22 protein-coding genes and 1 tRNA gene are annotated in these 26,313 nt (G+C 66.5%); 12 read left to right on the top strand and 11 right to left on the bottom strand.

Annotated features, from left to right (window positions below; translation table 11 throughout):
• Positions 1 to 150: 150 nt before the first annotated feature.
• On the bottom strand, positions 151 to 531 hold the full coding sequence (locus tag ACFU7D_RS01435) for a very short patch repair endonuclease (RefSeq protein WP_378862323.1): 381 nt from the start codon (positions 529 to 531) through the stop codon (positions 151 to 153).
• Here ACFU7D_RS01435 and ACFU7D_RS01430 point away from each other — a divergent pair.
• A complete protein-coding gene (locus ACFU7D_RS01430; RefSeq protein ID WP_378862320.1) occupies positions 530 to 1,858 on the top strand; it encodes a hypothetical protein in 1,329 nt (442 codons plus the stop codon). The two genes, ACFU7D_RS01435 and ACFU7D_RS01430, sit on opposite strands and share 2 nt — an antisense overlap.
• A gap of 312 nt (positions 1,859 to 2,170) precedes the next feature.
• Here the strand turns inward: ACFU7D_RS01430 and ACFU7D_RS01425 are convergent, their stop codons facing one another.
• Positions 2,171 to 3,559 (bottom strand): DNA cytosine methyltransferase, encoded by a 1,389-nt coding sequence (locus ACFU7D_RS01425; protein ID WP_378862317.1) that lies wholly within the window; start codon positions 3,557 to 3,559, stop codon positions 2,171 to 2,173.
• Positions 3,560 to 4,683: 1,124 nt separating this feature from the next.
• Complete coding sequence (locus ACFU7D_RS01420) at positions 4,684 to 4,842, bottom strand: hypothetical protein (RefSeq protein WP_378862315.1); 159 nt, start codon at positions 4,840 to 4,842, stop codon at positions 4,684 to 4,686.
• On the opposite strand from ACFU7D_RS01420, the gene ACFU7D_RS01415 reads away from it, so the two are divergent.
• From ACFU7D_RS01415 to ACFU7D_RS01405, 3 genes are all read left to right on the top strand, one after another.
• On the top strand, positions 4,841 to 8,149 hold the full coding sequence (locus ACFU7D_RS01415) for a UvrD-helicase domain-containing protein (protein ID WP_378862312.1): 3,309 nt from the start codon (positions 4,841 to 4,843) through the stop codon (positions 8,147 to 8,149). The genes ACFU7D_RS01420 and ACFU7D_RS01415 overlap by 2 nt on opposite strands.
• Before the next feature lie 8 nt (positions 8,150 to 8,157).
• The gene (locus ACFU7D_RS01410; RefSeq protein WP_378862309.1) at positions 8,158 to 10,926 is read left to right on the top strand and encodes a hypothetical protein; all 2,769 of its coding nucleotides are present in this window, start codon (positions 8,158 to 8,160) and stop codon (positions 10,924 to 10,926) included.
• A gap of 173 nt (positions 10,927 to 11,099) precedes the next feature.
• Positions 11,100 to 11,336, top strand: a complete 237-nt coding sequence (locus ACFU7D_RS01405; RefSeq protein WP_378862306.1) for a hypothetical protein — start codon at positions 11,100 to 11,102, stop codon at positions 11,334 to 11,336.
• A 36-nt stretch (positions 11,337 to 11,372) separates the two neighbouring features.
• On the opposite strand, the gene ACFU7D_RS01400 is transcribed toward ACFU7D_RS01405, so the two are convergent.
• Positions 11,373 to 11,666 (bottom strand): hypothetical protein, encoded by a 294-nt coding sequence (locus ACFU7D_RS01400; RefSeq protein ID WP_378862303.1) that lies wholly within the window; start codon positions 11,664 to 11,666, stop codon positions 11,373 to 11,375.
• Positions 11,667 to 12,006: 340 nt separating this feature from the next.
• Positions 12,007 to 12,093: transfer RNA gene (locus ACFU7D_RS01395), tRNA-Leu, on the bottom strand.
• A 243-nt stretch (positions 12,094 to 12,336) separates the two neighbouring features.
• Here ACFU7D_RS01395 and ACFU7D_RS01390 point away from each other — a divergent pair.
• The 7 genes from ACFU7D_RS01390 to pknB are packed head-to-tail and all read left to right on the top strand — an operon-like array spanning position 12,337 to position 21,109.
• Positions 12,337 to 13,044 carry an FhaA domain-containing protein gene (locus ACFU7D_RS01390; protein WP_378725056.1) on the top strand — a complete coding sequence of 236 codons (708 nt, stop codon included), beginning with the start codon at positions 12,337 to 12,339 and terminating at the stop codon, positions 13,042 to 13,044.
• A complete protein-coding gene (locus ACFU7D_RS01385; protein WP_091043923.1) occupies positions 13,041 to 13,526 on the top strand; it encodes an FHA domain-containing protein in 486 nt (161 codons plus the stop codon). Before ACFU7D_RS01390 ends, ACFU7D_RS01385 begins: the two co-directional genes overlap by 4 nt.
• Positions 13,523 to 14,857 (top strand): PP2C family protein-serine/threonine phosphatase, encoded by a 1,335-nt coding sequence (locus ACFU7D_RS01380; protein WP_378862299.1) that lies wholly within the window; start codon positions 13,523 to 13,525, stop codon positions 14,855 to 14,857. Before ACFU7D_RS01385 ends, ACFU7D_RS01380 begins: the two co-directional genes overlap by 4 nt.
• Before the next feature lie 13 nt (positions 14,858 to 14,870).
• On the top strand, positions 14,871 to 16,301 hold the full coding sequence (locus ACFU7D_RS01375) for an FtsW/RodA/SpoVE family cell cycle protein (RefSeq protein ID WP_378725060.1): 1,431 nt from the start codon (positions 14,871 to 14,873) through the stop codon (positions 16,299 to 16,301).
• On the top strand, positions 16,298 to 17,767 hold the full coding sequence (locus ACFU7D_RS01370) for a peptidoglycan D,D-transpeptidase FtsI family protein (protein WP_378862294.1): 1,470 nt from the start codon (positions 16,298 to 16,300) through the stop codon (positions 17,765 to 17,767). The genes ACFU7D_RS01375 and ACFU7D_RS01370 overlap by 4 nt, the downstream gene beginning before the upstream one ends.
• On the top strand, positions 17,764 to 19,308 hold the full coding sequence (locus ACFU7D_RS01365) for a protein kinase (protein WP_378862291.1): 1,545 nt from the start codon (positions 17,764 to 17,766) through the stop codon (positions 19,306 to 19,308). Before ACFU7D_RS01370 ends, ACFU7D_RS01365 begins: the two co-directional genes overlap by 4 nt.
• Positions 19,301 to 21,109, top strand: coding sequence for a Stk1 family PASTA domain-containing Ser/Thr kinase (pknB, locus tag ACFU7D_RS01360; protein WP_378862288.1), 1,809 nt, complete (start codon positions 19,301 to 19,303; stop codon positions 21,107 to 21,109). Before ACFU7D_RS01365 ends, pknB begins: the two co-directional genes overlap by 8 nt.
• Before the next feature lie 25 nt (positions 21,110 to 21,134).
• On the opposite strand, the gene ACFU7D_RS01355 is transcribed toward pknB, so the two are convergent.
• Complete coding sequence (locus ACFU7D_RS01355) at positions 21,135 to 21,923, bottom strand: DUF881 domain-containing protein (RefSeq protein ID WP_378862285.1); 789 nt, start codon at positions 21,921 to 21,923, stop codon at positions 21,135 to 21,137.
• 43 nt (positions 21,924 to 21,966) lie between these two features.
• On the opposite strand from ACFU7D_RS01355, the gene ACFU7D_RS01350 reads away from it, so the two are divergent.
• Positions 21,967 to 22,428 carry a cell division protein CrgA gene (locus ACFU7D_RS01350; protein WP_378862282.1) on the top strand — a complete coding sequence of 154 codons (462 nt, stop codon included), beginning with the start codon at positions 21,967 to 21,969 and terminating at the stop codon, positions 22,426 to 22,428.
• Positions 22,429 to 22,572: 144 nt separating this feature from the next.
• Here the strand turns inward: ACFU7D_RS01350 and ACFU7D_RS01345 are convergent, their stop codons facing one another.
• The 5 genes from ACFU7D_RS01345 to ACFU7D_RS01325 all read right to left on the bottom strand — a co-directional run bounded on the left by ACFU7D_RS01345 (position 22,573) and on the right by ACFU7D_RS01325 (position 26,222).
• Positions 22,573 to 23,379, bottom strand: a complete 807-nt coding sequence (locus ACFU7D_RS01345) for a rhomboid family intramembrane serine protease (RefSeq protein WP_378725071.1) — start codon at positions 23,377 to 23,379, stop codon at positions 22,573 to 22,575.
• A gap of 105 nt (positions 23,380 to 23,484) precedes the next feature.
• Complete coding sequence (locus ACFU7D_RS01340; protein ID WP_091044367.1) at positions 23,485 to 23,994, bottom strand: peptidylprolyl isomerase; 510 nt, start codon at positions 23,992 to 23,994, stop codon at positions 23,485 to 23,487.
• A gap of 70 nt (positions 23,995 to 24,064) precedes the next feature.
• The gene (locus tag ACFU7D_RS01335) at positions 24,065 to 24,436 is read right to left on the bottom strand and encodes a DUF3817 domain-containing protein (protein ID WP_218131261.1); all 372 of its coding nucleotides are present in this window, start codon (positions 24,434 to 24,436) and stop codon (positions 24,065 to 24,067) included.
• Entirely contained in the window at positions 24,433 to 25,296 is an 864-nt protein-coding gene (locus ACFU7D_RS01330; protein WP_378862275.1) for an SURF1 family protein, read from the bottom strand. Before ACFU7D_RS01330 ends, ACFU7D_RS01335 begins: the two co-directional genes overlap by 4 nt.
• A gap of 23 nt (positions 25,297 to 25,319) precedes the next feature.
• Positions 25,320 to 26,222 (bottom strand): hypothetical protein, encoded by a 903-nt coding sequence (locus ACFU7D_RS01325; protein ID WP_378862272.1) that lies wholly within the window; start codon positions 26,220 to 26,222, stop codon positions 25,320 to 25,322.
• Positions 26,223 to 26,313 lie beyond the last annotated feature (91 nt).

Here is a 26,313-nt window from a genome sequence, read left to right as displayed (position 1 = left end):
GATCGCGACCTCAAGGCCGGCAGCCCTGATCTCTCCAAGTCCGGGCAGGCTGAACTCCCTGCCCGCCGTGCCGCGTCCGAGTTCACCCGCACAGTGCGTTGGCGGTCACACGCAGGGCTGAAGTCTATCGTCCAGTGGTTTGCTCCACCCCTATTGCTGCGCATCAGATCGGACTGCGGCAAAGATGGCGAGCGCTACCTCGGCAGGGTCCTCGTGCTCCCAGACTCGCACGACCTGCCAACCCGCATCAGCGAGAATCCGATCGGTCTCGGCATCTCGCTCGCGGTTCCGCGCAATCTTCGGCCCCCAGTACCCGGCGTTGGTCTGCGCAGTGGTGCCATGGTCGGGGCAGCCATGCCAATAACAGCCGTCAACGAACACCGCGACCCTCGTGCGCGTGAACACTAGGTCGGCCCGGCGGTTCAAGTCTGACAGCGGCCGTGCGTCCACCCGATAGCGGAGCCCGAGGGCGTGCACGGCGCGGCGCACAGCTAGTTCGGGCGCGGTGTCACGCCGCCGGTTTCCCTGCATGGTGGCGCGTACGGCCGGGGAAGAGGCCCAGGGTTCGTATCTGCTCACCCGGCCACCTTGCCATCGCAGCAAATCGACCACCATCATCGAGCAGATGCGGTACAAAGCCGGAGTGGGAATACTCGACGTCGATCAGATACTGCCCGACGGCTCTGTCATCCAGCACCCTGACACGACACTGAGCGAGGCGCGGAAGAACGAGTTGTTGCTCAACGCCCTCACTGCGGGAGCCCGAGCCGAAGTTTACGCCGGAGTGCGGGTTGTGCGCTTCCGCGACCAGGTGATCTTCAAGAAGCAGATCACCCATATGGGCGGCCCGCATGCCGCGTTCAAGAAGCGCATCCAAATTCCGAACTCCTGGGTCGGTGCCCACCAGCAAGCTGTCGACGACGGCCTGAGGCCGCGGTTCGTAGGGATCTACCACTACGGCGATGTCACGATCTTTGTCGACTACGACGCACGCACCTACGTGCGAAACAAGGCCAACAACTCGTCCGCGTGGGTGTACACCAACGACCTGTTCCAAGCCCAGACGCTCGGGCAGTTCTCGCGCGACGACAAGAACGGAAACCGCCTCGCCAGCGTGCGGGCCGACCAGTTCGAGCGCTACTTACGGTCCGGCTACGAGGAGAGGAATCCGCACGTTGAGGTCATCGACCGATTCAGCACGGTGTTTCTCGACGGCCAGCGCATTGACGGTTTGGAAGCCGTCCAGGAGATGCATGCCTCGAACTGGCCGGACCGGTTCCAGAACGAATGGGCGGGATTCTACGTCGAGTTCCGACTGAGCCGATATCTGGCCGAGCACCACCTCACCAACCGCGTCGTCGTGCAAAAGGAGAAGCGGAGGGGCGAGTTCGACTACGATCTGCGATTCCTCGATGACGTTGTGCTTGAGCATTACGGCGATCTCAAGGCCTCTAACGTCGCTGTCAACGAGTCACCGGGCAATGACAAGGAAAACTTCTTACGCTGTCTCGAGAAGTACGGCCGCTTCTGGTACGTGATCTACGAGCACGAGACATGGCACGGACGCGATAACTACAACGTGACGACGATCGCCTGGAACGACTGGCGACGGTCTGTCGGGCATGTCGGTCGGAGCAAGGTCTATGACCCGCTTTCCTATGCCGCAAAGTTCAAGGAGGCCGTGCGGTTCGTGGGTGTGAAGATCCTTGAGGTGAACCAGGCGAACGTCAGCCTGGTACTCAAGGACTTCCAGAAGGATTTCCGGCAGCCCGACGGAAAGCCACGCAAGGCCAAGGTATCCATCAAGAAAAGGGACATCGACAACTTCCTGATCTATACGAAGACACTTGCGGGATAGGTCTCGTAACGACCAAGCAGAAGATTCTTGCCGAAGTTTCAGAGTTCCTCGAAATCTGCACCAACCGGGTCATGGGGAAGCAGCCTCCCGATCGCGAGGCTAAGGGAACGCAGCGGACCCGTGAGCACGTCATCATGGCTCGCGGGTCGGCCCGGTTGGGCAGAGCCCCATCCCTGCCAGTGCATTTTGGGCATCTGGGGCGGGCATGCAGTTCGGGGAAGACGACGACTCGACCCGACATCCGGGGAATTCAGACTCATACCCGTGAGAGCCGGGTGACGTCAACTGGCGTCCACCAAGCGTCAAGAGAATCTAGTCGCTCGGAACCATCGCCTCGAGGACGCCATCCGGTGACAGCGGCGCCGTCAGCACCGCGTCGAGGATCGAGAGTCCCGCCTTGGTGTGCTTGAGGATGTCCTCATCGCGCTGCACGACCTCACGGAGAACGTGCCAAACCGCGCTGACGTTCACGCCGTTGCCCATTTGCTTATACGTCGCGGCCGGTCGCTGGTGACCGAAGTCGAACCAGTCAGGCAAACCCTGGAGACGAGCGGTCTCGCGAGGCGAGAGCCTGCGCTCACGGGGACCGACGATCGACGTCTGGGTGATGGCCACCAAAGCCGGAAGGTAGGTCGGTCGCTTGGCCCTGATTCCGCTGGGCCGAAGGTGCATGACCGTGTCCCACAGTCGGGGAGTGTCCTGCGCCTGCCATTCGAGCTTGCGACGCGAGGCGGGGAAGCGGCTGGTGTAGAGGCCACTCCTGGTAGCCCACGGATCAATCCAGTCGCGATGCTCGGCGTACAGGGCGTAGTTCTTCGCAAGATGTCCTGCCTTCCACCTCGGCAGATTCGGGTCCGCGGCCATCAGATCGTCCCACTCAGGTACGAATCCAAAGTTCCCGACCACACCATCGAAATCCGTCCACGAGTCAGCCCAGATCGGGAAACCAGGCGGCCTGCGCCCTTCGGTTGCCTCGTACCAGCGCTGGACCCACTCGTCCCAGGCGTCGATCCATAGACGCTCGGCATCTGTGAGATTGCATCCCGGGATGTTGTGGGTGTCGTCGAGTAGGTCCTCAAGATGCCACTCGGCCTTCGGGTCGAATCCGTCCACGCCTCCCGGCCGCGGCGCCGGTGGCACCTCGATGTCATCGCCCAGGCCAGCCGGATTGTGGGTTGCGGTGATGAACACCCGCTCGCGGACCTGAGGACGCCCACCACGCTCCGGGGGCAACATGTGCGGCGAGAAGATTGCAGGAGTGTCTGAGACCCGGTACCCCTGCTCGCGCAGCGTCTCGATGATTACCTGCCACTCATGCAAGTGGCGGGGACCGGCCAGATTTCTGACGTTCTCCAGGAGCACGATCTTGGGCTTGCGCTTCTCGATGATCTTCAGGATGTTCCAGTAGAGCGTTCCCCGAGTCTCATCCATGCCGCGCTGGAAACCTGACTTGGAGAACGGCTGACAGGGGAAACCAGCAGCCAGAACCTCGTGTGCCGGAACCTTCATTACGTCGTCGTTTGCATCCTGGGCAATGTCACCAAGAGGGTCGCCTCCCCAGTTGCGACGGTAGACCGACGCGGCCGCCGGGTCGATCTCGACGGAGTACACACAGTCGCCCCCGTAGGCCTTGAGGGCGGCATGGAAGCCACCGACACCAGCGAAGAGGTCAATGAAGCGGAAGGCCGGCGTCTTGGTCACATATGAAGCTTAGCTAGAGCTTATGTTCGACGCAACTTCATCAGGCGCGTGTTACCGGAGCGACGTCACGGAGCCGCTGTCGAGACCTCCGAGCGTCACTCCCATGCCCGGCCTGCGCCGATCGGGCAGCCCGCCTCCAGCACCGGGACTGAGCTACTCGATGGGGTCTGGGCTGACGTCTCTACGGGCCGCAGCGACGGCATCGGTGTACGTCTCGGTCGTGAGGTCGTCCTCGCCGATCCCGAGCCGGCGCAGCACTGATTGCGCCACGTCAAGAGCGCGATCGACGTCGGCGGCTAGCGCGATGGTCTCGAACTCGAGGAAGGTGCCGTCGATGTCGGGGACCTCGACGAGGGTGGCGAGGAAGTCGTCGCCGTCGAGGGCGAAGCGGTGGTCGCGGCAAACCTTAGGGAACGAGATCTTCTCGATGGCGCGAGGGCTTTGAGCGCAAAGTCGATGACGGTGGGATCGCAGTAGACGTCGACCATCTCGGGCACGCCGGTCGCCCGACCGCCCAGCGAGACTCCGACGTCCCGGGCCTCAACCTGCACGGCCGCCGACTGGGAGTTGCGTTCCTCCAGCCACTCGGCGCTCGGGACCTTTCGGGCTGACCGACGCAACGCTGCTGGTGCGTAGCAGATTCGCCGACGCCGCTCAGCCGAACCTTCTACAATCGGGCGAATCAACACGCCGAGAAACGGGGGGGGTGGCGGCGTATACGGCGCGCCGGAGTAGTGGAGGTTCGGCCATACAAGCGCCTCAGGAGCGATGAACTAGAGAGCCTCGCCCGTCGCGAACCCGACAATGTGACGGTCCTGTCGCAGATCCAGGAGGAGATGCGACACCGAGGCAAGCACCCCGCTGCGAACGACGTCCGCGACCTGGTGACTCGCCTGCTGCGATCTGGTGGGCCGGCCGCGCCCAGCGCAGCGACGGGTCGCCGGCCAGATCGGGCGGACTCTTCCGCCCGTGGGGGCGACTCAAGGAGGTCAACAGCCCACAACGGGACAACCTCCGCCTCCTCCGTGCCCTCGTCCCCCCGGTCCGATTACGAGGCGCGCTACGCGGTTCTGCGTGAGACCTTCACCGCTGAGTCCGAGGTACTTGCCCGGTGGGGCATGACGTCACTGATGCCCAGCACACTGCGGCATGGTGTCTTCGCAGCGTGGCGTGACCTTCTCGCGAACGGTGAACACCCGGGCGGGTTCACCCTTGTAGACCTCGAGACCGATCTGAGATCGCTCGCAACCGAACACGGCTTCACCACCGAGGAAGAGCCACATGAACAGTAGCTTCGACGACACTGACGCCCCTTGGCACGAATGTGAACGCGCCTGGGCCGACTGGCTCAACCAGATGGGCTACACGGTTCACCTGCTGTCGGGGGCAGTGGGCAACGCCACGACGACACTGGCGCCTCTTGCCTACACCCCCGGGCCTTCTGTTCGGCAACCCGACATCGCGGCTGCGAAGGCAGGCGTCACCGAGTACTGGGAGGTCAAGTACCGGTCAGCCGCCGACGTCGACCCGCTCACCGGAGTCCGGCAGCACTGGATGGAACGTGCTGCCTTCAACGACTATCGCCGATTGGCGCGTGCCACCCAGATGCCGGTCAACCTCATCTTGTTCGAGGCACCCACCGCTACGAATGCCCATGGACGATGGCTGCGCGCGAGCATGCGCGAGCTTCGCGACGCTGGCCACGAGGACACTCGAACCGGTCGGGATGGCGAGAGGATCACCGCCTGGGTCTGGCCCGTCAGCGCGATGACCGAGGTACCCGGCCCTCCACTAAGCACCTCGCAGACCAACACGCCGATCCTCGCGGACGAGGGCTCTGGCGAGTGGTTGGACGACGCAGCGTTGGAGCGCGCAGAGCGTAGGCGGCGCTGGCCTGCCCCGGCCTCCGAAGACGGTCCAGGACCGTCGGCGCAGGCAGCACGGGAGGATGAAGTCGCCCGCCGCTTCATCGACGAGACGCACGCTGCCGGCTTGGCGGCAGCCTGCCACAGGCTCGGTCTCACCCCGGTGCCGCAGTACAGCGTGACCAGGTTGGGGCCACTCGGAGAGCACGCTGACGATGTCCTGGCCCTCATTGACTACGGCGTCCGAGTCTTCCTGGTATCCGACCGACCGCTCAGCAGCAGCGTTCCAGCGCAGCAGCTCGAAGCCTTCCGCGGCGCACGATTGCTCGAGGACGCGGTCGTGACAGGGCTCCCTGAGGAGGTGCATTGGGCCGTCGACGGTCAGCTAAGTCCAGGGCAGCTATCCATCTTCGAAGCTGCGATGGCCCGCGCCCAGGATGCAGGCGGGCTCAACTACGGCCAGTGGCGGGTCGTCCACGCGCCCCGGGCCGAGAATGTACTGGTCCGGGCCGGCGCCGGAACAGGCAAGACCGAGACGATGAGTGAGCGGATGGTCTTCCTGCTCTCCACCCAACGGTCAGCTGCGCACGGATCGGCCGAGGCGGGCGAGCTCACCCCGGAGCACTTCGCCTTCGTGACATTCACGCGGGAAGCGGCCCTGCAGATGCGCGCGCGCTTGGGCCGCACCCTCATGCTTCGCCAGCGACTCTGTCGCTACTGCGTGCCGCCGGTTGTCGCTTGGATGCTGCAACTCAGCACCGCAAGTATCAGCACCATCCACACGTTCGCCAAACAGACGTTGCAGCAGACCGGAGAAGCGGTCGGCTATGCGCCGAACTTCCGCGTCGGCCAGCTCACGATGCCATTCCGCAGACTGCTGCAGGAACGGTTGTCCGCGGACTTAGCGGCCCTCAACCGCGCCATGGGCGCCGCAGACGCACGCCGAGTGCCGGCCGCCTACGCCTGGGAAGACCATCTCGAGTCTGTCTGGGCAGGACTGGAGAACAACGGCCTGCCGCTCATGCAACTGGACGGCGGCGACCCCCCGCCCTTCGACTGGGGAACTCCACACGGGGACCGGCTCAGAACCGAGGTACTCGACATGACGCGAGCGACCCTCGAGGACGTTGCACAGGCATTCGGCGAACTCTGCCGCGACGAGCAGGTGGTCCCGACGTCAGGGTTAGTCCCGCTTGCAGTGTCAACCGCCGCGACATCGGGTGACCGCCTGCCCACATTCCGGCATATCTTCGTCGATGAGTTCCAAGACACTGACGCGCTGCAGATCAGTCTCTTCCTCGAGATCCATCAGCAGACCGGCGCCAGCATGTTCGTGGTCGGCGACGTCAAGCAAGGGATTTACCGCTTCCGCGGGGCAGCGGGCAACGCCTTCTCGGAACTCGCTGAGAGGGTCGACGACCTTGGACTCACGCCGTTCCAGCCCTACGGTCTGATCCGCAACTTCCGTTCCGGTGAGCGGCTGCTGAACAGCCTGCACCCGTTCTTCCGCTATTGGGGACAGAGCAAGTGGCTGGAATACCAGCCGGACGACCAACTCCACGCTGGGAACACGGGCCGCGGAGATCGCAGCACTCCGGTGCACTTCACGGACCGATCATGGTGGCCCGACCAGTATGCCGCTGATCAGGCCGCCGATGTCATCAGCTCCTGGCGAGCCGCTCACAAGGCCAATTCTCTGGCAATCCTGTGCCGGGAGAACTGGCAGGCCAGGCTCGTCCAGGAGTCCATCCACAAGCGCGGCGGCCACTGCCTGGTCTACGTCGGCGGCGAGTTCTTCCGCAGCCCGGCGGTCGTTGAGGCGCGCGCACTGCTGGAGGTGTTGATGGCGCCCGGCGACCCGGCCGCGCTGCTGCAACTGGCCGAGTCCCGATGGGGCGCCGGGGTCCTTGCCTCCGAGCCCCCAGATGTCCTCCCCGAGGACGCGGCGGAGGCTTGGCGCAACGCCCAAGCTGCGCCAATCGACTGGCGGTCGCGCTTCGGCACCTTGGCCTCATCTGCTCGGCTGAGCACGGGCGACCTGCGCGGGCTCAGTGACCGGCTCGCGATACTGCAGCGACACCTGACGCGCAGCTCCATAGTCGGGCTCCTGGTGGACTGCGTCGCCTGGTTCGCTCCCGACGCCGTCGAGCGCCCGGGCGAGAAAGACGAGGAGCGCGGCCGGTACTCAAACTGCCTCAACCACCTCATCACGCTGATCAGCAACACGTTCGACGACGGGTCAGCCTCGCCGCTCCAGGTCCTCGAGTGGCTTCGGCTTCAGATCGCCACCAATACCGACGAGGACGAGCCGTACGAGCAGGCCACGCTCACGGCAGACGGGGTGACTGTCGCACTGAGCGTCCACAAGGCGAAGGGCCTCGAGTACCACCGAGTTGTGCTGCCATTCACTACCAAGCCGTTCATCCGCAACCAGCCGAGGAAGGGCCGGACCGAAGTGTCAGTGCTTCGACGACCCGGCACGAAGGCGGCACTCCTCTGGCGCTGGTCCCCGCCCGGACAGGCAGAGGTATTCGCCAACTACGCGCAGGACGGGGCCGACGACCAGGAGAACGAACGTGAGGCAATGCTCGAAGAAGTCCGTCTCCTGTACGTCGCCATGACCCGGGCGCGGCTCGAAGTGCGAGCCTTCCGCAAGCCCGCCGGACACACGCCGCAGGTACCGAACTCGTGGTCCGAACTACTTTCAACGCCCGGAGGCTCCTGATGGGCCAGATGAGCGCAATCGCCGTCCCCTCTGTTCGAAGAGACGACCTAGCCACGGTGCTCTTTGAAGCGGGTACGTCCTGGAGCCAGGCCAACCACGTGACCGCCACGGTGTCACTGTCTCGCGTGATGCAGGAAACCGGCAGGGTCGCCTTGCCGATTGCAGCCCTGCTCGACCTGATCGTCCTTCCGGCACGCCCACATGGCCTCAGCCAAGGTGTCGAGGGTTTCCCTGGCCAGAATGTCCTCTCCCGCAGTCCGGAGGAGTATCAGAAGGCGCGCCGCCAGTGGAGGGAGCGTGCGGGATGGTGCCAGTTCCGGCTCGAGTTCCTTATGGGCAACGCGCTTCAGAGCGCCGTACGGCTAGGGACACTCCCGCTCCAGGAGGGAACAATACTCCTAAGGAACCGGCGGGAGTTTCTCAGAACCATCACAGCGCTGGCAGCAGCCGGAATGAGGCCCGCTGACTTTACCCCGACCAGTCAGTTGCCCGAGGCAGCAATACGGGGCTGGGCTCAGGTCGAAGCCGAAGTGCCGGCCTTCACGACGCTTCGCGACGCGCTCTGGATTGACCCTGTCGAGGTGGCTACCGGCAGGTCGGCTCGCGGCCGGGACGTTGCACAGTTCCTGCGTGACGCACTACAAGCAGGCTTCGGGCCCCTCGAGAACGGCGCACGCCGCACCCTCGTGCACCATGGGTTCTACTTCTATACGCCGCCGCAGTGGCAGTTGTTCCAGCTTCTTGCGGGACTGCATGAGGTGGACCAGATCTTCGTCGTGCACGACGATGGACGCAGTCCTGCCTTCAAGACGTGGCGGCGGTTCTTCACCGAGAACGACTGGCAGATGCCTCCGGTCGAGTACCGCAGCGCCAGGCCACGTCCGACCGTTTGCGCCGATGCGTACCGCGCAGCCCTCACGGGCCAGCCGGTTGACTCAAAGGCGCTCGCGCACCAGGCGGAGGTGGTCTCCTACCGGAACGCGGCGGAGTTCGCGCGCCACTGGGCAGCGACGCGGGACAAAGGCACAGAGAGTCCTGGCAGTCTCTTCTACGGCGCCGCTTCGAAGGCGCTGGCTCGATTAGTTCGGCGTCTCGATCGCGATCAGGCAAGCGGATCGGTCGACCTGAGCGAACTGCCGGTCGGGTCGTTCCTCCTCGGATTGCACAGGTGCATCCACCCGACCGTCGGGGCCCACCCGCGGCTACGCCTAAGCAGTGAGCGGCTGCTCGACATTGTCTCGAGTGGATACCTCGATGTCCCCGGTAGCGGTGACACCCGAGCACTTGCGGCGCTCCGACGCTGCATTCAGTTCTTCGACGGCTGCGACACAGTTGACCAGTGGATTACGCGTGCGGAAGCTCTGCATCGGCTCATCGTCGACGAGGTCGCCGCTCGCGGTGCCCGCCGCCTCGACGAGGACGACCGTGAGCGCATCGCAAGGCAACTCGACAATCAGGTGCGAATGCTGCCGTGGGCTGACCTGTCGGTCGAAGAGGCTGCATTCGTGCGGGACGCCGTTCAAGCCGTAGTGACGCTCCTCAACGAAACAGTCGCCCAAGAAAGCGCCACCTTCGATGTGCACCTGAGCACTCTGCGTGACCGGATGGAACGTGGCCTCCGCGATCTTCCTGCAGCTGAAGCCCAAGAGGTGCGGTCCAAGTTCAACAGTTTCGGCGACCTAGGTGACACAGTTGTCCACGTTGACGAAGTCATCGAGATCGTCCAGATGGTACTAGGGCGTAAGCCGGACTTCGACACAGCAGGGCATGACAGCGAAGATGACGACAGCCTCGTCCGCCCGTTGAGAAGTCTTGATGCTCTTGGATTCGCCGCATCGCATCGCCCCCTGCACCTCGCCAACCTCTCCGAAACGTCGTTCCCGTCGCGGGTAGGTGGGCTGGGATGGCCCCTGAGGGAAAGCGACGTTAATGCGGTCTCCCGCGACGCCCACGAGATCAGCCTCGGCATCTTGAGGACCCGCTCTCAAGACGCGGGTCAAGGCGACCTCTATCTACTCCATCTGGGCCTCGACGGAGTCCCCGAACTAACGGAACCAGAGGCGACGGCACATCCGCTGACCCTCAGCTGGATCAAAGAGCTCGATGGAGATCTGCACCACGCCTCCTCCCTAGTCACGCTGATCACCGAACCGGCGGGCGCGGACGAGCGAGTGGCGGAGTTCGTGGGCGGCGTGAGCATCCATCCTTGGCAGGGACCAGCACAGCATCCAGCACTACGAGAGGTCCTACAGCCTCCACCTTCGCCCGGCGCTCCGGACCTCGACTCTGCTGTCGCCTCGCTCGACGCTAGGGCGACCGCCGTCGCTCACGCGTGCCCCCGACGGTTCGCGCTCCAGTGGCTCCTCGGGGATACGCCCGCCTTCCGGAGCCCACACCACCACGCCATGCTCTACGGGAACGTGCTGGGCGCGATGCGCAGAAACGGTGAGGCGGAGGATCAGGCGCGGCGACTGTGCGACGACCTCTGGCGGCAGTTCACGAGAGGCGAGCGCAGCAGCAGCGAGGCCAAGGCAGTGATCTACCCAGGGAGCAACACGGCCGACGAGTGGAACCTGACTCTCACCAGTAGGCCAGCCGGCTACCAGGCCGCGTTTCGGACCGCTGGGGACCATCGGCGGAAGCGCCCTCCCCAGGCCCCGGAAGCAGACCTCCTTGCCCCGGAAAGGTTGCAGTTCCTGCCGCCTGGCGCAGACGATCCCGAGGTATGCCGCCATTGCCCGGTTCGTGATCGTTGCCTCGCCGCCCGCCGCGACTAGGAACCACTCCCGAGTCCCGCCGAAAGTCGCGGCACATCCGCCTGCACGTGATCGCCACTCTCTGCAATCGTGGCCCACCCTCTCTGGGATCGAGCCGTGACGAGCGCGTCGGAGGCGCAGACCGAGCAGGAGGCCGTGGACCGCCTTTGCGACCTCATCGGCGCGCCGAGCGCATGAAGGTCGGCATCGGTAGCAGTTTGCCGGCCGAGCTCTTCGACCGGCTGACCCGCTTCGCCGGCGTCGACAGCGGCCCGATGCCCGTCGTCGGCCAGCGCGTCGCCGAGACCACCGGTCTGACCTGGACGGACGAGTGCGACAGTCGGCACACGGCTTCTGGAGGCGGCTCGACCATCACGCTCCCGGGGCTCCACGTGCTGATCGAGGCGGTGAAGGAACTCAGCGACAGCTGACACGGTGGGCCGTCCAGGCCGACCCCACACCGTCAGTCAGTTCAGCAGGATTTGAACCGCCGTCTTGAGCTGCTGCAGTCCCTCCAGCGTGACAGTTGAACCGCCCCGGGAGGGCGTTCCTCGGCTGTCAAAGAAGTCGGAGCGATAACGAAGGTTCGCGGCGGTCACGATCCGCTGCGCCTGCTGGGGCATTGTCCCGCTGGCGTCGATCCGCAACCGATGACAGACCCCGTCGAAGAGTGCCTTCGGTACCGACGAGCCCACACCGAGTCCGGGGTCAGGGATGCCTACGAGGCGCGCGATCGCTGTGATTTCGGATTCCTTACTCATGCGCCGCACACTAGGTCCGAATCAGCCGGATCGGGGCCGGAACGCCGGGGAATGGTGCCTTGACCCGGCCCGGCTTGCGCATGCAGGTCGCGGTGCCTTCCGGGTCGTCCGGGTCGTCCGGGGTCGTTCCGGGGCCGAGGCTGGTCGGTCCGGGATCGGCAACATGGTCCGGGCGTGGGTGTCGGGACGGTTCGGCATCGCAGGGCTCCAGTCTTCGGTCACGTACGCCGAGCGTCGCAATCGGCTGCGCCCGTCACGTTTGGCGGATGATCGACCGCGTTCTTGAAAAATTGGGTTCTGAAATGCACGAAGCCCCAGGGCATCCCTGGGGCTTCAGTGGTGGTGCGCGAGGGGGGAGTTGAACCCCCACGTCCTTTCGGACACACGGACCTGAACCGTGCGCGTCTGCCTATTCCGCCACTCGCGCGTGCAGCAGAGGAAACGTTAGCCGACGCGCACCCATCGACCCAAAACGACGGCACCCCGCCCACCTTGACGCTGGTGGTCACCGGATCGTGGGAGGATCGAAACCACGCAGAATGCGGGAAGTGGCAGATCCCCTAGGGTGCACCGATACGATCGGGCCGAATCGCGGGGACCACTGTGCCCGTACGCGACTGACCACCCACCCCGACCGGCCCACCCCGGCACCTGAGAGGAGCGCAACGACGTGAGCGGCCTGCAGAAGTTCGAGCAGAAGTTGGAGCAGCTCATCTCAGGCGCTTTCGCGAAGGCGTTCCGGTCCGAGGTGAAGTCGGTGGAGATCGTCGCCGCGCTCCAGCGCGAGATCGACAACAACGCCCAGGTGCTCAGCCGCCAGCGGCGGCTGGTCCCCAACGACTTCTTCGTGGAGCTGTCCGCCAGCGACCTGGGCAAGCTGGAGTCCTACGGACCCCACCTCAAGGAAGAGCTGAAGCGCCAGCTGATGGACCACGCCGAGGCGCAGGGGTTCGTCTTCCCCGGTCGCGTGAGCATCGAGTTCGGCGAGGCGAAGGACCTGACGATCGGCCGGTTCCGGGTGCGCAGCCGCGCCCAGGCGGCGGTCTCGGGCGCAGACATGAGCGACACCCAGGTGAGCCGCGCGCAGGCCTACCTGGAGATCAACGGCACCCGGCACCCCCTCCACGGCAACCTCGTCGTGGGTCGAGGCACCGACGCCGACCTGCGCATCAACGACCCGGGCATCAGCCGCCGCCACATCGAGTTCCGCTCGAAGCAGGCCGGCGACCGTGTGCGCGTCGAGGTCTATGACCTCGGCTCGACCAACGGCATGCTGGTCAACGGGCAGAAGATGGCGAGTGCCACCTTGGACGACGGCTCTCAGGTGCGCATCGGCACCACCGTCATCACCGCGCATATCGTGGAGGAGCGCCGTTGAGCGAGCTGACCCTGTTTCTCATCCGGGTCGCCTATCTGGCGATCCTGTGGATCTTCGTGCTGGCCGCGTTGTCGGTGATCCGCTCCGACATGTTCGGCGCGCGGGTCACCAACGCCTCTGCCGGCGGCCAGCCCGCAGCCCCACCGGCTCGCGGCAAGGCCGCTGCGGCGGCGAGAGCACCGCGGCGCGGCGTACCCACGCATGTGGCCGTCACCACCGGCTCCAACGCCGGGGTGACCGTGCCTCTCTCGCAGGCCCCCATCGTCATCGGCCGCGGCAGCGATGCCGCGATCATCCTCGATGACGACTACGCCTCCACCCGCCACGCCCGGATCGCCGTCTCCGGCGACCAGTGGTTCGTGGAGGACCTCGGATCGACCAATGGCACCTACATCGGGTCCGTCCGGATCAACCAGCCGACCGCCATCTCTCTCGGGACCCAGGTGCGGATCGGTAAGACAATCCTGGAGCTGCGCAAGTGACCGCTGCGACCGACCCCACCCCCGACCCTGCTGCTCACCCCGGCACCGCCGATGGACGACCCTTCCGCCTCGAATACGCGGCGGTCTCGGACGTCGGCCGGGTGCGCAAGGACAACCAGGACAGCGGGTACGCCGGCCCCTGGCTGCTGACCGTCTGCGACGGCGTCGGCGGCGCTGCCCGCGGTGACATCGCCTCCAGCACGGCCGTCCAGCAGCTGCGCAAGCTCGACGAGGAGCCTGTCTTCGGGCTGGTCGACGACGACCTGATCGGCCTGGTCTCCCACGCGCTGCACATGGCCCACGACGAGATCGGCCACCTGGTCGACCACGACCCGACGCTCAACGGCACCAGCACGACCTCGACCGTCGGCCTCTTCGACGGCGCCAAGCTGACCGTCGGCCACGTCGGCGACAGCCGTGCCTACCTGCTCCGCAACGGCGCGATCCACCAGGTCACCCACGACCACACCTTCGTGCAGACGCTGCTCGACGAGGGGAGGATCACGGAGGAGGAGGCCAAGACCCACCCCCACCGCAACCTGATCCTCAAGGCCCTCGACGGCACCCGCGAGCTCGAGCCCGACCTGTTCATCGTCGACCTCGCCGCCGGCGACCGACTGATGTTCTGCAGCGACGGTGTCTGCGGCTACGTCGACGACCCGCGGATCGCCGACATCCTGGCCACCGGCACGCCCGAGTACGCAGCCGTCGAGCTGGTCCGTGTCTCCCTCGACTCCGGCAGCACCGACAACGTGACCTGCGTGGTCGCCGACGTGGTGCCCAGCGACACCATCCCGTCCCCTGGCCTCGAGGCCCAGATGGTGGGTGCGGCGGCCGAGCTCAAGCGGAAGACCACCAAGACCGGTCAGATGACCGCCCTGTTCCGCGGTCACCGGATGGGCGACACCGGCGAGCTGGACCCGATCGACGAAGAGATCCCCGACGGTGCGATCGCCGCCGACCCGGAGGAGATGCGCTACGCGCTCCAGGCGCCGGTCAAGTATCTGAAGCTGCGCTGGGCCTTCGGGCTGCTGGCCCTTTTTGGTGTCATCTGGATCGCTGTCGCGACCGCGTTCGTGTGGTCGCAGAACCAGTGGTACATCGGCGAGCAGGAGGGCAACGTCACGATCTTCCGTGGCGTACCCACCACGATGATCGGCCTCGACCTCTCCGAGCCCTACCAGACCTCTGACCTGAAGGTCGCCGACCTGGCCGAGACCTACCAGAACCAGCTCGAGGACGGCATCCACAGCAAGGACCTGGCCGGCGCCCAGGAGAAGGTGCAGTCCCTGGCCGACCAGAGCGCCGCCGACGCGGGAAGCGGGTCATGAGCGAGGTGGCGGCATGAGCGGTTTCACCCCGGCGAGCTCCATGCCCGTCTTCGTCCACCGGTCACGGCGGGGAGCGGAGCTGGTCCTGCTGATCCTGGCCCTCGCGGTCGGGATCGGGGCCTACGCCGCGGTCGGCCTCGGGGTGCAGGAGAAGATCCCGGTCGACATCGTCGGCTACGGCACCTGGCTGGTCGCGCTGCTGGTGGCGGCCCACATCGGCGTACGTCTGCTGGCTCCCTACGCAGACCCGGTGCTGCTTCCGCTGGTGGCGATGCTCAACGGCTTCGGTCTGGCCGTCATCCACCGGCTCGACCTGGCCGCGGGGGCGAGCGAGACCGACGCCTTCGCCCGCCAGCAGCTGATCTGGATGACGATCGGCGTGGTGCTGTTCCTGATCACGCTCTTCGTGGTGCCCGACCACCGGATGCTGCAGCGGTTCACCTACACCGCCGGCCTCGGCGCGGTGGTCATGCTGATCCTGCCGATGCTCCCGATCATCGGTAAGCAGATCAACGGCGCCCGGATCTGGATCAACCTCGGGCCGGTCAGCTTCCAGCCCGGCGAGGTCGCCAAGGTGCTGCTGGTGATCTGCTTCGCCGGCTATCTGGCGGTCCACCGCGACGCCCTCGCGCTGGCCGGACGCCGGTTCGCCGGCATCGACCTGCCCCGTGGCCGCGATCTCGGCCCGCTGCTGATGATGTGGGTGATCAGCCTCGCGATCCTGGTGCTGCAGCGCGACCTCGGCTCCAGCCTGCTCTTCTACGGCCTCTTCGTGGTGACCCTCTACGTGGCGACCGAGCGCAAGGGCTGGATCGTCGTCGGCGGCGTGCTCTTCGCCGGCGGAGTCTTTGCCGCGATCAGCCTCTTCAGCCATGTCCGTGTCCGGGTGCTGACCTGGCTCAACCCGTTCGACTACTACCCCGAGCCGCTCAACGGCACCTCCTCCGAGCAGCTCGTCCAGGGCCTGTTCGGGATGGCCTGGGGCGGCATGATCGGCCGCGGCTTCGGCTCCGGCGAGCCCTGGCGAATCCCCTACGCCAACTCAGACTTCATCATCCCGGCGATCGGTGAGGAGCTCGGTCTGACCGCGCTCCTGGCGCTGCTGCTCTGCTACGGCCTGATCGTCGAGCGCGGCCTGCGCACGGCGATCGTGGCCCGCGACGACTTCGGCAAGCTGCTCGCCGTCGGCCTGGCCACCTCGGTCGCGCTGCAGACCTTCGTCGTCGTCGGCGGCGTGACCGGGCTCATCCCGCTGACTGGTCTGACCACACCGTTCCTCTCGTATGGTGGATCTTCGCTGGTCGCCAACTGGGTGATCGTCGCCCTGCTGTTGCGCGTCTCGGACCAGTCCCGCCGCCCACTGCCGACGGCGCCGTCCGATGAAGATCTCGCCGCTGAGGAGACCCAGATCGTCAAGCTCGACAAAGGGGCGATGAACAAGTGAACCGCCCCATCCGCACGCTCAGCGTCGGCTGCCTGATCCTCTTCGTGGCGCTGATGCTGAACCTGACGTACGTCCAGTTCTTCAAGGCCAACTGGTACAACGACCGCGCTGACAACCGACGGGTCACCGAGGCGGCCTACTCGCAACAGCGCGGCGACATCCTGGTCGGCAAGAAGGCCGTCGCCACCAGCGTGCCGAGCGACGGCAAGTTCGAGTGGCAGCGCACCTACCCCGGCGGCAAGAAGTACGCCGCGATCACGGGTTTCATGTCCTACTCCTACGGCCAGACCGGGATCGAGCGCTCCCAGGACTCGGTCCTGTCGGGCAAGGACAACAAGCTCTTCACCAACCGGCTCGTCGACCTGGTCACCAACTCGGAGCCGGCCGGTGGCAACGTCGAGCTCACCATCGACCCGAAGGTCCAGGACGCTGCGTACGAGGGCCTGACCGCTCTCGGCGAGGACGTCCAGGCCGCGGCCGTGGCGATCGAGCCGAAGACCGGCCGAATCCTGGCCATGGCCACCACGCCGACCTACAACCCGGATCGGTTGGCGAACAACGACATCGGCGAGGCGCAGAAGTCCTACAACCAGCTCTCGAAGGACGACGCCGAGCCGCTGCTCAACCGCTCCATCCAGACGGCCCTGCCGCCGGGCTCGACCTTCAAGCTGGTCACCGCCGCGGCCGCGATCGAGAACCTCGGCATGGACGGTGACAGCATGGTCTACGGCGGCGCCTCGCTCGACCTGCCCGGCACCGACACCGACCTGCCCAACCTCAACGGCACCAGCTGCGGCGGCGAGGAGATCACGCTCACCCGCGCTCTCGAGGTCTCGTGCAACACCGCCTTCGGTTCTCTCGGTATGGAGCTCTCCGACGAGGAGATGCAGGACCAGGCCGAGGGGTTCGGGTTCGGCCAGGACTACCTCGACGACATCGGCCCTCTGGCGATCAGCCAGTACCCCGACAACGGTGGCGACAAGGCCAAGCAGGCCCGTGCCGCCATCGGCCAGCAGGACGTGATCGCGACCCCGCTGCAGATGGCGATGGTCTCAGCGGGCATCGCCAACGGTGGCGAGGTCATGAAGCCCTACCTCGTCGACCGGGTCACCTCCTCCTCGCTCGACGTCATCGACCAGGGCAACCCGACCACGATCGACAACCAGCCCGCAGTCTCGCAGGACACCGCCGAGATCCTGACCGACATGATGGTCAGCACCGTCGAGAACGGCACCGCCGAGGCGGCATCGATCGACGGTGTGAGCGTCGCCGGCAAGACCGGCACCGCGCAGACCACGCCGGACAAGCCGCCGTACGCCTGGTTCACCTCGTTCGCCCCGGCGGAGAACCCGTCCATCGCGGTTGCTGTGATGGTCCAGAAGAGCGGCACCGAACGCAGCGAAATCGCCGGCGGACGGCTGGGCGGCCCAATCGCGAAGGCCATGATGGAGGCAGCGATCTCATGAGTCGTTACGTATTCCACGAGCTCATCGGCACCGGCGGGATGGGCGAGGTGTGGCGGGCGACCGACACGACCCTCAACCGCGAGGTCGCGATCAAGCTCCTCAAGCCCGAGCACGCCGAGGACCCGATCGGGCGCTCCCGGTTCGAGTCCGAGGCGAAGCACGCCGCAGCGCTCCACCACCCCAACGTGGTGGCCGTCTACGACGTCGGCGAGATGCCGACCGCCTCCGGCCTGATGCGGCCGTTCCTGGTGATGGAGCTCGTCGACCACAAGCCGCTCTCGGAGCTCATCCGTGATGGGCGGCCCCTGGCCCCCGAGGTCGTCCGCGACCTGCTCGGTCAGGCCGGCGACGCGCTGGCCGCCGCCCACCGGGCCGGCATCGTGCACCGTGACGTGAAGCCCGCCAACCTCCTGATCACCCCGCAGCGCAAGGTGAAGGTCACCGACTTCGGTATCGCCCGCGCGCAGGCCTCGACCGGTATCACCGGCACCGGCCAGGTGATGGGCACGCCGCAGTACCTCAGCCCCGAGCAGGCCCGTGGCGAGAAGGCCACGCCGGCCTCCGACGTCTACTCCCTCGGTGTGGTCGCCTTCGAGTGCCTGGCCGGCTACCGGCCGTTCCAGAAGGAGACCCCGGTCGCGACCGCGATCGCCCACCTGCACGACCCGGTCCCGCCGCTGCCCGACCACGTCCCGGCCGATCTGGCCGCGATCGTGATGAGGAGCCTCCAGAAGGACCCGACCCTCCGTTACGCCGACGCGGCCGCGTTCACCAGCGCGATGGTCGGTCACGGCGCCGCCGACCCGGACGCCGATGCCACCGTCGTCGCCGCGGCGGTGCCCGGCGACGCTACCGCCACGTCGGTCATGGACCCGGTGCCATCGCCCACTCGGAACTATGTCGGCATGCAGGGCGCCGCCGGCGGTCCCGAGGGCCCGCCTCCGCCTCGCTACCAGGACCCCTACGACCGTTACGACGAGGACGACGAGCAGAAGCCCTGGTACAAGAAGCCGTTCAACATCGTCGTCATCCTGATGCTCGTGGCCGTGATCATCGCGGTCATCTGGATCATCGCGACCCTCGCCGGGGATCCGAAGACTCCGGCCAACGACACGTCCACCACCCCATCGGCCTCCGCGAAGCCCACTCCGTCTGAGGAGCCCGAGGAGGAGCCGAAGGCCGTCGAGATCAACGAGGACGACTACGTCGGCCGCAACGTCGATGAGGTGCGCGCCGAGCTGGGCGACCTCGGGCTGAAGGTCAAGGTGGCGGTCCAGGACAACGACGGCAGCTACGAGCCCGACACGGTCTCCGGCCTCGACCCGACCCGCAACCTCTACGAGGGCGACCCGATCACCATCCGCTACTACGGCGAGCGCCCCGTGGTCGAGCAGCCTCCCGCCGAGGAGCCCGACGAGGAAGAGAGCGACGAGGAGGAGCCGACCGACGGAGAGTCCTCCGACGGCTGGGTCTTCCCTGAGCTCCCGGGCGACGAGAACACCAACGGCAACGGCAACGGCAACGGGGGCGGCAATGGCTGAGGGAGCTCTCCTCGCCGGTCGCTACGAGGTCGGCGAGCTCCTGGGCCGAGGCGGCATGGCGGAGGTCCGCAAGGGCACCGACCACCGGCTCGGCCGCGTGGTCGCGATCAAGCGGCTGCGGGTCGATCTCGCCAGCGACGCGACCTTCCAGGCGCGCTTCCGGCGCGAGGCGCAGTCCTCGGCCAAGCTCAACCACCCCTCGATCGTGTCGGTCTACGACACCGGCGAGGAGAAGTCCGACGACGGCGTCGCCCAGCCCTACATCGTGATGGAGTACGTCGCCGGCCGCACGCTGCGCGACGTACTCCGTGAGGGTCGCAAGATCTTGCCCGAGCGGGCGCTGGAGATCAGCTCCGACGTACTCAACGCGCTCGACTACAGCCACCGCAACGGGATCATCCACCGCGACATCAAGCCGGGCAACGTCATGCTGACGCCGGCCGGTGACGTGAAGGTGATGGACTTCGGCATCGCCCGGGCGCTCAACGACGCCCAGTCCACGATGACCCAGACCGCGGCGGTGGTCGGGACCGCCCAGTACCTCAGCCCCGAGCAGGCCCGTGGCGAGCAGGTCGACGCCCGGTCCGACGTCTACTCGGCCGGCTGCCTCCTCTACGAGCTGCTCACCGGTCGTCCGCCGTTCGTCGGCGACTCGCCGGTCTCGGTGGCCTATCAGCACGTCCGCGAGCAGGCCCAGCCTCCCTCGGCCCATGACCCGACGCTGACCCGTGAGCTCGATGCGATCGTGATGAAGTCGCTGGCCAAGCGGGTCGAGGATCGCTACCAGTCCGCGCAGGCGATGCGCACCGACATCGAGCGCTACCTCGCCGGGCGTCCAGTCCAGGCGACGGTGCCGCCGAGCTTCGACCAGACCCAGGTCGCCCAGAACCGCGCGGTCGGCCCCTATGACGGCGATCCCACCAACGGTGGCTACTACCCGCCTCAGGACGACCAGCCCCAGGGCCCGCGCCCATGGGTGCTCGTACTGCTCGGTCTGGTCATCATCGGCCTCATCGGACTGGGTGCCTACTACCTGCCTGCGGCCCTCGGCCCGCAGACCACGCCCGCACCCGACGTCACCGGTCTGACCGAGCAAAAGGCGAGGACCGAGCTGAGCGCGGCCAAGCTGAAGGTTGAGGTCAAGCGGGAGCCGAGCGACACCGTCGCGGTCGGCGTCGTGATCTCCCAGGACCCGTCCGCCGGTCAGGACGTCGAGGAGGGCAGCACCGTCACCCTGACGGTCTCCACCGGTCCGCCCAACCGGGAGATGCCCAACGTGATCGGGTCTCCACAGAAGACGGCCAAGGAGCTCCTCGAGGGGGACCCCTACAACTTCACGGTCAAGGTCGAGACGGAGGAGTCCGACGAGGCCAAGGGCACCGTGATCGAATCCGACCCCGTCGACGGCGAGAGCGTGACCACCGGCAAGTCGACCGTCGTCACCCTCACCGTCTCCGAGGGCCCGAACAAGGTCCCCAACGTCGTCGGCAAGACGGCCGAGCAGGCGGAGGAGATCCTCCGCAACGCCGGCTTCACACCGGTCCGCAAGGACGAGCCCAACACGGACAAGCCCAAGGACACCGTCGTCGAGCAGACGCCGGCCAAGGGCACTCCGCTCGCGCAGGACGGCCAGGTGATCATCTTCGTCTCGACGAAGGAGGAGGCCCTGCCGAGCTGTCAGACACTCGTGCCCGGGACGGACCCGGCCAACCCGTCGGCGTCGGCCACTCAGACCGCCGACCCGGGCGACCCGCCGACTTGTGACCCGGCGCTCCCCCCGAGCGCCCCGTCGGCTCCGTAGCCCGGCCCTCGCCGAAGCCCCTGCCTCAGTCCTCCTGAGGCAGGGGCTTCGCGTATTTCACGTCGAGCAGGCCGTCGTAGGCCGGAGCGGTCAGATAGGTCAGCGGCTTGAGGAACCAGCCGATCTGGACGTTGGGGTCGCGGGCGTCGGCCTGGTAGTTCTGCACGTGGTTGTCCCGGTCGATCGCGGCCTGCAGCCGGTCGGGGTCACCGACCGCCTCGATGACGTACGGCTGGGGGTAGGGGACGCCGTCGAGCTGCACCGTGCTGCCGGAGCACTTGATGCCGGTGGTGGTGATGATCCGCTTGCCGGCGATCGTGATCGCCTCGGCGCCACCGGCCCAGAGCGCGTTCACGACTGCCTGGATGTCCTGCTGGTGCACGACGAGCGAGTTGGGGTCGTCTCCCGTGTAGCTCTCCTGGACCTCCGAGGGCGCGTCGCCCAGGACGATCTGCATGCCGGCGCCGCTGTGGTCGGAGGTGCCGGCCGGGTCGGCGAGCCGCGCGGACTGGTGCTGGAGCTTCTTGACGTCCTTGTCGGTGACGCCGCTGGTGAGATGGTCCACCTGGCTCTGCAGGTCGGCCAGCTGGGCCTCGAGGCGGTTGTAGCGGATCCTCTCCCCGTCGACCAGGGTCGCCAGGTCCTCGTAGCGTCCCGGACGCAGGTCGGTGCCGTCGGCGTTCACGAAGCTCACCGCCAGCAGGCCGCCACAGAGCAGCACCACGACGGGCGTGCCGACCCTCCACGAGGTCAGGCGGGACCAGCGCTTTGGTCTAGAGGTGGGGTTACCCTGGGTTCCGGAGCTCACGACCATTAGGGTATGCGCAGCAATCACATTTGTCTGAGGAGCATCACCCGTGGCCAAGCTCAAGCTCTCGAAGAAGAGTGATCTCGACCTTCCCAAGGAGCCACTCTTGACTCCCCGCTTCGGGGTCGCCCTGTTGCTGATCGCCCTCGGCATCGGCTGGATCGCCTACTACTACGTCGGGGTTCGCCCCAACGAGGTCGGTGGCGACTTCACCGGGCCGAAGTTCATGCAGAAGCTCGAGGACTGGAACTACCTGATCGGCTTCGTCCTGCTCTTCCTGGGCCTGGCCGTCTCTGCCCACCCGAAGACACCGCTGGGCCGCGGTCGCGGCGTCGTCGTCGGCATGCTCGGCTGCTTCGTCATCGGCCTGATCTGGATCTGCGTCTTCTACATCTTCGCCAACGACCACCTGGACAAGATCTGGGTCTTCAACGACCTGGGTCAGAAGAACCTCCTGGTCGGCATCGGTTTCATGGCGGTGGGCTTCACCTTCGCCACGAAATGGGAGTGACCCTCTCGGTAGACCTCGAAAGCGGCGCAAACCTTTGGTTTGCGCCGCTTTGCGTTACACGGGTGTAGTTCTCCACAGGCCCATCCACACCTGTGGATTTGTCCACGACGTGAAAACGCCCCGAAAACACCTACCTCGAAGGCATCAGAACAGCGCGATCCGTACGCCGATCAGGGCAAGCAGCACCAACGCGAAGCCACCAAGAGCAGCCCATTGCAACGGCGCCTTCCGGTCGGCCCGGAGCGAGGTGAAGATGCCCGCGACGACGAGACCTCCGATGAAGCCACCGACGTGGCCCTGCCAGGAGATGCCGTTGCCGAAGAAGGTGATGCCCGCGTTGATCAGGAGCACCGGCAGCAGTGGAGAGAGCGACTGGCCCGCCCTGACGAAGAGCACCACCAGGACACCCAGGAGACCGAAGATGGCGCCCGAGGCGCCGACGGTCGAACCGGCCGGTGCCGACGCCCAGACCACCAGGGCGGAGCCCGCCAGGCCGGAGATCAGGTAGAAGACCAGGAACCGCAGCCGGCCGACGATCGGCTCGAGGAACGAGCCGAGCATGTAGAGCGACAGCATGTTCACAGCCAGGTGGATGAGCGAGACGTGGGTGAACGTCGAGGTCAGCAGCTGCCAGAACGCGCCGTCGTCGACACCTGGCATCCAGGTGTAGCCGCTCGCCCGGCAGACGTCGTTCGGCACCGCGAACCCACCGTCGGGCGTGAGGCAGTAGCCCTGCAACCGGATCGCCAAGAAGTCCGCGATCCTCGACCCGGATCCACCGGTCAGGATGATGCTCAGCCAGACCAGGACGTTGACGCCGATGAGCGACAAGGTCACCGGGAGCGCCCGGAAGCTCACCCGCGCGCCGGTGAAGCGCTTGGGCTGGCGTACGGACTTGTGGCCTTCCTTCACGCACTCGGGGCACTGGAAGCCCACGGAGGCGCTGGCCATGCAGTCAGGGCAGATGGGACGCCCACAGCGCTGACAGCTGATGTGGGTCTCACGGTCGGGGTGGCGGTAGCAGACCGGCACCCCGACCGGTGTCGAGTCGGACAACTAGACGATCTCGACGGTCTCGATGACGACCGGCTCGACCGGGCGGTCCATCGCCCCGGTCTTGGTGTTGGAGATCGAGTCGACGGCCTTCTTCGACTCCTCGTCGGCGACCTCACCGAAGATGGTGTGCTTGAAGTTCAGCCACGGCGCCTGGCCGGTGGTGATGAAGAACTGCGAGCCGTTGGTGCCGGGGCCGGCGTTGGCCATCGCGAGCAGGTAGGGCTTGTCGAAGGTGAGCTCGGGGTGCGGCTCGTCCTTGAAGGTGTAGCCCGGGCCGCCCGTACCGGTGCCCAGCGGGCAACCGCCCTGGATCATGAACCCGTCGATGACCCGGTGGAAGCCGAGACCGTCGTAGTAGGGAACACCGGAGCGGCCGGCGTCGTCCGTGTACTCCTTGGTCCCCGTTGCGAGGCCGACGAAGTTGGCGACCGTCTCCGGAGCATGGTTGGGGAACAAGGTGATCGTGATGTCACCGTGATTGGTGTGGAGGATGGCCTTCTGGTCAGCCATGACCTGCCCTTCCGACATTGGGATTGGTACGGGATGTAACTCCTCGATCCTCCCACACAGAGGGTCGAGATCAGGCGGCTGAGGCCTCCATCGCGACCCGCGTCAGCTTGGTGGCGCGGTGCTCGGCCCAGAAGCTGAGCACCGGGATGGTGCCGCACAGAGCGGTGACGATGGTGAAGGGCATCGGCCAGGCCGCCTTGCGTGACAGCAGGAACGCGGTCAGCAGGAAGATCATGTAGAGCCAGCCGTGCGCGACACCGAGGTACTGCGAGATGTCGGCACCCAGCTGCCAGCCGGCGCCGCTGTCCTTGGCCAGCCACGCCGCATCGCTGACCAGATAGCCGTAGTGGAGCGGCAGGCCGATGAGGCACAGTACGACGAGCAGCACACCCACGATGGTGGCCATGATCCGATAGGCAGTCAGATTGCCGGAAAGACTCACGCCTTGGAGGGTACGTGGCTTTCCTGAGGCGCTTTCTCAGGGGTCGGCATCGTGTCCTCGCCGTCCTCGTCGTCGCTCTCGTCGCTGTCGTCGGGTCGGCGCAGGGTGTCCCGCACGTAGCGCCACCACACGTAGATCGCGAAGACGCCGAACAGCCACCACTCGATCGCGTAGAGGAGGTTGCGCAGCCCGGTCGTGGCCTCCGGCTCGGGCAGCTGCGGGGCGGGCACGTCGGCGACGTCCGTGGCGCCGTCGTTGACCGGCATCGCGCTGGCCGGCCAGTCGTCCTCGGCCGGCGAGCGCACCATGTAGGCGCTGTAGAGGTCGTAGCTCGTGCGCGAGATCAGGTCGGAGACATCCAGCTGCGGGAAGACGTTGTCGGACTTGCGGTCGTCGGCGACGTCGGTCCAGTCGCTGGGCTGCAGCCAACCGGTGACGGTGACGTGACCGCGCGGCGCGGGCGGCGCGGTGCCGACCTCGGGGGTCCAGCCACGCACGACGTAGACGGCCGACTCGGTGTCCTCGACGAGCACCGGCGTGACGGCCCAGAAGCCGACCTGAGAGCCTCGCTCCATCCCGTCGATGAAGATGGTCTCCTCGGGCATCCAGATCCCGGAGACGGTCACGGGGCGGCCGATCTGCTCCCACGGGAAGGCGTCGTTGGGGCCGATCAGGTCAGTGAACGCCTTCGGCTTCGCATGCACCAGCTGCGCGACCTGGTCCTGCTTGTCCTGCTGGCTCGACTGGTACTGCCACACCCCGAGCAGCACCGCCCCGGTCACGAAGATCACCACCAGCGCGTGCGCACCCCACAACCTGGGGGAGAAGATACTTCGCGGGGGACTCGTCTGGGCGGCCATAGCAGCTCCCAGAGTACGGGGGCCTAGTCGCAGACCGCGAATGGGACGGGTTCGGTGGTGACGAGCGTGGCGGCGGTCACCGGGCTCGCCACCCGGAACCCGATCCGCCCCGTGGCCGGATCCGCGACACCGTTGGTGAAGACCTCCTTGTACGCCGCGACCTGATCGCCCAGCTTCAGCCGGTAGAACAGGTCGTCACGGTCCTCGCCGAGACGCAGGGTGGCCAGCCCTCCGCCGAACTCGACCGAGTAGGCCTCGACCGGCGCCAGCCTGGTCTTCTCCTTCGGCCCGCCCGCGGCGCAGCCCTTGACGACGTACGTCGAGGTGGCGGGGCCTCCGGTGACCGCGACCAGCACCTCCTGTGCGGCCCAGCTCTCCACGTCCGGGGTCGCGGTGTTCTTGGTGATCAGGTGGGTCTCCGGGTCGAACTTCGCGCCCTTCAGCGGGCCGACGCCCGCCTTGATCGCCTTCTCCGGCTTGACCCGGTCGGAGACCTTGATGACGTACCCGTCCTTGCCGCCGCCGGTGAACCTGGCCTCCCAGGTCACATCGGCCGCGCCCCACTTGTAGATGTCGCGCAGGCGCTGGTCGACCCCACGCAGCAGACCACCGCTGACCTGGGCGGCCTCCTTGTCAGCGCGGTTCCACAGGTCACTCTGGCCCGCGGGGCTCGACCGGCTGGTGATGTCGTCGAGCCCGAAGAGCGACTTCACCTCGTCGTAGTCGGTCACCGCCAGCGTCTTGGCGCCGGCGGGGACGAACGTCATGGCTGCCTCGACGGGGTCCATGGTCGCGGCGTACACGGGGTAGGTGTCCTCCGACGCCGCCGCCTCCGGCTTCTTCGGCTCGCTGTCGTCACCGCAGCCGGCCAGCGCAAGGGCCAGCCCTGCGGCCAGCACGCACATGCCCCATCGCCTCACGTTCACCCCAACGAGTATTCCCGATCCCTGTCACGGTGTGGGTGGCGAAATAGATGGAGGCCGCAGGCGGAACGCGCCTGCGGCCTCCTTGATCCTC

The organism is Nocardioides sp. NPDC057577, from assembly GCF_042801335.1.
Lineage (GTDB): Bacteria > Actinomycetota > Actinomycetes > Propionibacteriales > Nocardioidaceae > Nocardioides.
The sequence above is the reverse complement of the archived record's forward strand: the minus strand, read 5'-3'. Positions and strand labels throughout refer to the sequence as shown.

What these genes read in the sequence shown, in the direction of transcription:
- ACFU7D_RS01340 (WP_091044367.1), bottom strand. Translation starts at nt 23,994, where the DNA reads ATGGCTGACCAGAAGGCCATCCTCCACACCAATCACGGTGACATCACG.
- ACFU7D_RS01410 (WP_378862309.1), top strand. Translation starts at nt 8,158, where the DNA reads ATGAGCGCAATCGCCGTCCCCTCTGTTCGAAGAGACGACCTAGCCACG.
- ACFU7D_RS01345 (WP_378725071.1), bottom strand. Translation starts at nt 23,379, where the DNA reads ATGGCCAGCGCCTCCGTGGGCTTCCAGTGCCCCGAGTGCGTGAAGGAA.
- ACFU7D_RS01430 (WP_378862320.1), top strand. Translation starts at nt 530, where the DNA reads ATGGTGGCGCGTACGGCCGGGGAAGAGGCCCAGGGTTCGTATCTGCTC.
- ACFU7D_RS01420 (WP_378862315.1), bottom strand. Translation starts at nt 4,842, where the DNA reads ATGTGGCTCTTCCTCGGTGGTGAAGCCGTGTTCGGTTGCGAGCGATCT.
- ACFU7D_RS01365 (WP_378862291.1), top strand. Translation starts at nt 17,764, where the DNA reads ATGAGTCGTTACGTATTCCACGAGCTCATCGGCACCGGCGGGATGGGC.
- ACFU7D_RS01355 (WP_378862285.1), bottom strand. Translation starts at nt 21,923, where the DNA reads ATGGTCGTGAGCTCCGGAACCCAGGGTAACCCCACCTCTAGACCAAAG.
- ACFU7D_RS01375 (WP_378725060.1), top strand. Translation starts at nt 14,871, where the DNA reads ATGAGCGGTTTCACCCCGGCGAGCTCCATGCCCGTCTTCGTCCACCGG.
- pknB (WP_378862288.1), top strand. Translation starts at nt 19,301, where the DNA reads ATGGCTGAGGGAGCTCTCCTCGCCGGTCGCTACGAGGTCGGCGAGCTC.
- ACFU7D_RS01415 (WP_378862312.1), top strand. Translation starts at nt 4,841, where the DNA reads ATGAACAGTAGCTTCGACGACACTGACGCCCCTTGGCACGAATGTGAA.
- ACFU7D_RS01400 (WP_378862303.1), bottom strand. Translation starts at nt 11,666, where the DNA reads ATGAGTAAGGAATCCGAAATCACAGCGATCGCGCGCCTCGTAGGCATC.
- ACFU7D_RS01330 (WP_378862275.1), bottom strand. Translation starts at nt 25,296, where the DNA reads ATGGCCGCCCAGACGAGTCCCCCGCGAAGTATCTTCTCCCCCAGGTTG.
- ACFU7D_RS01435 (WP_378862323.1), bottom strand. Translation starts at nt 531, where the DNA reads ATGCAGGGAAACCGGCGGCGTGACACCGCGCCCGAACTAGCTGTGCGC.
- ACFU7D_RS01405 (WP_378862306.1), top strand. Translation starts at nt 11,100, where the DNA reads ATGAAGGTCGGCATCGGTAGCAGTTTGCCGGCCGAGCTCTTCGACCGG.